The sequence below is a fragment of the Shewanella sp. 4t3-1-2LB genome (assembly GCF_017368415.1).
Lineage (GTDB): Bacteria > Pseudomonadota > Gammaproteobacteria > Enterobacterales > Shewanellaceae > Shewanella > Shewanella fodinae.
The window spans coordinates 1-4,648 of the sequence record NZ_JAFNJD010000086.1 but is presented as its reverse complement, the minus strand read 5'-3'; the positions used below and the strand labels follow the sequence as shown (position 1 = coordinate 4,648).

The window sequence follows — 4,648 nt, the reverse complement described above, 5'->3', positions numbered from 1 at the left end:
ATTTTTAAGATAAAGGGAGGTGAAAACTGTAATGAGATTAATGAACTGCCGTACAGGCAGCTGAAGATAAAAACAATCGATTCGATGTTTAAATTAATGCATCTACTGCCGCAGAGGCAGATAAAAAACAATTTATTTATTTCGCCAGTTCTAACTGGCGATTTTTCTTTCTGTATTCAACAAGTAATTGGACATTTCTGAGTTAGATTTTCAGCTCTAATTGGTGGGTTTCGGATTAACATTTCTATGGAGTAACGCCCGGCCCAACTGCTGGAGGTCAGATTCCAGTTGCTTGTTAGTGGTATGCTTTGAAAAGCTATTGCTGAAAGGAAGTCCAATGCACATAGGAAGCGGGAGAAATACCCCCAAACCTAGCAGAAAAAGAGTGGCCCGAAAGTAGAATGAATTGACGCCTTTTAAAGCGGATTCTTTGATTTTATTCAAGTTGCTTGCAAGCAAGCTATTTCTAATTTCTTTCATAGGTAGCACCTCGCTATTTTCCGTGGAGGCTCGAACTCCAAAGTGATTCTTAAAGTTAACTGATAAATCGTATGCCGCGACAGAAACTGCCACAACGTTAGTTAAAATATCGAACCACTCTCCCGCGCTACCTATGTGCACTGGATTGCGTACTATAACAATTAAAGGGAGAAAACTTCAATTAGAAGCATGACCACTAACCTTTGTATAGTGTGCATGCGTATTTTACAAACTGATCTGTTGCGCGAGAAATTCGGCCAATTTTCACGATAATTGAATTTCAATCCGTTCCATTCATAGCTAGTAAACGACGTCAGTTATGGAACGATTTTCGCCAAATAGATATCTTTTTAACTTCCGCCAACCAAATTATTTTTTGCAAAAACAACAATAGATTTAGCTCCTCGTGAAAGGGCTACGTACAAGTTCTGAGCGTTCATCTCACCAGCATCGAGAATTATCGAATGGTCACACTCCAATCCCTTTAACAATAACGTTGACCCTATTGCTCGTTTAGATATTCGCCTGTCGCCTATGTGCCGACGTTGCTCTCTAACTCTAGTTGCAGCTTCCCGAAAAGTAAGAGTCGAGGAACTCAATGTGAGTTCAATCGACTCTTTTAAAGCATGGAATGCTGCGCGACGGTAGTGTAGTGGCATAGTGAATTTGGCCACCTAATTAGAGCTGCTATGATGGCAGCATAACAAAGTTAGGTGACAAAATGACAAAGAAGAAAGGCCCGAATTTCAGCCCTGAATTCAGACTGGAAACAGCACAACTGGTAGTTGACCAAGGTTATGCGAATAGAGAAGCCGCTGAAGCGATGGGCGTTGGTTATTCAACGCTGGGTAAATGGGTTAAACAATTGCGAGAAGAGCGTGCGGGGAAAACACCTCAGACCTCACCTATGACGCCTGAGCAACGCGAAATTCGTGAACTGAAAAAGCAAATTGAACGCCTTGAATTAGAAAAGGATATTTTAAAAAAGGCTTCTGCTCTGTTGATGTCGGACTCCATGAAACACTCTCGTTAATCGAGAAGCTGAGTCAGAGCAATAAGCACCGTTATTCGGTTAATCATCTGTGTGCGGTACTGGATGTCCACCGTAGCACGTTTAAATACTGGCAGCAGCGCGATAAGCGACCATCGCCGGAAGCTGTCCGGCTGCGTAGCTTAGTACGTGAAGCGTATCGACGGAGTGGCGGTTCTGCCGGGGCCAGAACCCTCTCAGACATTATCACGAACGATGAGTCTCACGACATTACGCTGAGCCGATACCGTGCAGGAAAATTGATGAAAGCGATGAGTTTATTCAGCTCTCAGTTGCCAAAACATACTTACAGGAAAGCAACGCAGGAGCACGTTGCTATTCCAAACTTACTCGACAGACAGTTCGCCGTTACAGCGCCGGAGCAGGTCTGGTGTGGTGATGTCAGTTTCATCTGGACGGGCAACCGCTGGGCTTATCTGGCTGTGGTACTCGATCTGTTTGCCCGCAAGCCAATAGGCTGGGCAATGAGTTATTCACCGGACAGCAATCTGACCAGTCAGGCTCTGACAATGGCGTTCGAGTATCGCGGGCAGCCAAAGAATGTGATGTTCCATAGCGACCAGGGATGTCACTATACAAGCCGCAAATTCCGTCAGTTAATCTGGCTCTACCGCTTAACGCAAAGCATGAGTCGCAGAGGAAATTGTTGGGACAATAGCCCAATGGAACGCTTCTTCAGAAGCCTTAAAACCGAATGGGTTCCAACGACAGGTTACGTGAGCTTTACGGAAGCAAAGCAGAAGATTGGTGAATATATTCATGGCTATTACAGTCGACTGAGACCGCATTCGTACAATGGTGGTTTAACGCCAAATGAATCGGAGAAACGTTACTGGAATAGCTACAACGATGTGGCCAAAAAGACTTGACCACTACATAGAGCTTTGTGCCTGGTTTTTCTTCAATCTGAACCAATGCATCCAATATCCTCATTCTGGAGTTATCCTGAACTAAATTGACTAGAGATTGCTCTACTGGTGACGCTGGTGTGCGATTTCTGCCAGCTAAAATAGTCTGAACTCGCCGTAATGTCGTATTGGATTCAACATTTGTCATCAGTGTAGAAGCCCCTGTCAGAATACATTCCACTAATTCCAATCCGCATAGAGAATCTAGACGGGACGCAAAACTTGTTATATCGGGAAGATCAACAGGTTCAACTACATCCAATCCATTGACACTTTGTGCATAGCCGTGTCTTAAAGATGCTTTTTTTGAATCCCCAATAACCAAAACAGTCTCGTTTGAATGCAACCCCATCAGTTTGAAGTGAGCGCTTTGACGTATTTGGAGATCCAAGGCTACTGTTCCAGTCAGCTGTTGGTAGCTAACAAACCTCGGACAGGTCGTAAGATCTACTGCTTGTCTGTTCAGTAAGTAATCCCGGCATTGCAGTATCCATTCACCGAGAGCCGCTGTTCCCGCATTTATCCAGCGCCATGGAGTATTTAAATTGCTGACTATGGGGAAATAAGACTCAACGTCTCCATGCCAGTTAGGCATAGGCCCAGAAAAATTAAAGATACATTGCATTGGATCACCAAACACGACTGTTGGTAATGCGTCAGATAGCCCTTGAACTAGCATGTGTTGATTTAAATCACAGTCCTGGTATTCGTCGACCAGAAGCCTAGAGTACGACGCTTGAATCAAGTCATTAACCAAGCCAGATTTAAGCAAAGTGAATACGACTCTCCTTAATTCTGGATAAAAAATTTTTCCTTGTTCTGGAACCGAAGTGATTGGACATAAAGTAGGAAAAAATTTCGTTAATCTTAACGCCCAACCGTCAAGTGTTGTGACAACATAATTCTGCGGGGGGATAGACAATCGTCTCAGGCGTTGCTTGAGTGCAGCAACCCCTGCAGTCGTGTGTGTGAGTACTAGATATGGTTTAGATTGAGCAACGGCCAGTGTTTCAGCGATCAGATGGGTTTTCCCGCATCCATCTGGCGCAATTATCAAACCTCGAGTGGAGGTTAAGACAGCCTCAACGCTCACCTCTGATCTCCATTCAGCCTCACCCAGTTATATAAGTTATTTACTGCTTTAGTGAAGGGTTCAAGAAAAGTTGTGTAGTTGGGAAAAACCACATCAATAGCTAGCATCTCTGCATTAGATATATGTTTAAACCATTTATATTTTGATGCTGCAGAAGCTAACGCCTGACGCATGGAATCGTTTGGCGCAGTTGTGGATAATTGGAGTGTATTATTGTTCTGAGAGCAATTACGTATGTGTTGATCAACTTCCTGTTCACCATTTAAAGCTACTGAAAGATGAATAAGACTGGGAATAAGATGAACAGAACACCAATAAAAAATTGCCCCCTCAGTTGATAAACCATGTTCCCATTCGATGACATTAACCCCTCGTTGTCGACAGGCCGTTGTTCGTTGAAGATGTGAGGCTTCAGTAATATCAGAGTCTTTCAAAAGAGCAGTTGGGTAGCCTAAATTTTTAAATATTTCGGCTCGCTTAAACATAGTATCACCGCCATTACCATCCGTAACGGATATACCTCTACTTAATAGTCCTGGGTCTTCATTTCGTTGCAAATGAAGATCAAAACCACGCAATAAGCCAACCTCGGTAGCTCCTTCTCCCACTATCACCGCCTTACTGAAAAACGCTTCGGCACATGCCCTTAGTGTCGCTTGCTCGTCGTTCCCTCCATTTAAGCTATAAATTGCGTGAGACGGAGGCTGTGGAACTGGAGGCTGAACAACTGGTATTTGTGTAGCTGTTGCTGGTTCTATAAGTGGTGCTGAAGGAAATTTTCTTAATACATGAAGCTGTTGTGCTTGGAGTTCGCGAAGCACATAAGGCGAATGGGTTGTTATAAATACTTGTCTGACTGGATGCTGTTCCTTGGAACCCAGTTCGTGTAAAAGCCGACTTATCCTGTACGGTTCAAGACCATATTCTGCTTCATCAACCAAAATAATTTGTGAATTGCTCGTAGCCTTATGTAACCCACTAATAAGTAATCTAAATAGCTGATCCGAATACTGCTACATTTTCGCGATGCCGTGTCCGTTGCCGGGGAAAGGCGAAACGGTTTCCATAAAATGCCATACCTTGCCAAGAAGTTCCCGCATGTTTCGGCAACTGTGA

4 protein-coding genes are annotated in these 4,648 nt (G+C 43.8%); 2 read left to right on the top strand and 2 right to left on the bottom strand.

Annotated elements, in window-relative coordinates; translation table 11 throughout:
* Positions 1 to 201, top strand: a 201-nt coding sequence (locus J3L11_RS18530; RefSeq protein ID WP_207571946.1) for a hypothetical protein, incomplete at its 5' end; no start/stop codon positions are given.
* A 15-nt stretch (positions 202 to 216) separates the two neighbouring features.
* Here the strand turns inward: J3L11_RS18530 and J3L11_RS18525 are convergent.
* Complete coding sequence (locus tag J3L11_RS18525) at positions 217 to 480, bottom strand: hypothetical protein (RefSeq protein WP_207571945.1); 264 nt, start codon at positions 478 to 480, stop codon at positions 217 to 219.
* Between the two features lie 721 nt (positions 481 to 1,201).
* On the opposite strand from J3L11_RS18525, the gene J3L11_RS18520 reads away from it, so the two are divergent.
* Positions 1,202 to 2,400 (top strand): IS3 family transposase gene (locus J3L11_RS18520; protein WP_242695340.1). Its coding sequence is split into 2 segments (ribosomal slippage): positions 1,202 to 1,475 and positions 1,475 to 2,400, totalling 1,200 coding nucleotides; the frame shifts between segments, so codons are not numbered across the junction.
* 1,128 nt (positions 2,401 to 3,528) lie between these two features.
* On the opposite strand, the gene J3L11_RS18515 is transcribed toward J3L11_RS18520, so the two are convergent.
* A complete protein-coding gene (locus tag J3L11_RS18515) occupies positions 3,529 to 4,515 on the bottom strand; it encodes a TOPRIM nucleotidyl transferase/hydrolase domain-containing protein (protein WP_207571947.1) in 987 nt (328 codons plus the stop codon).
* Positions 4,516 to 4,648 lie beyond the last annotated feature (133 nt).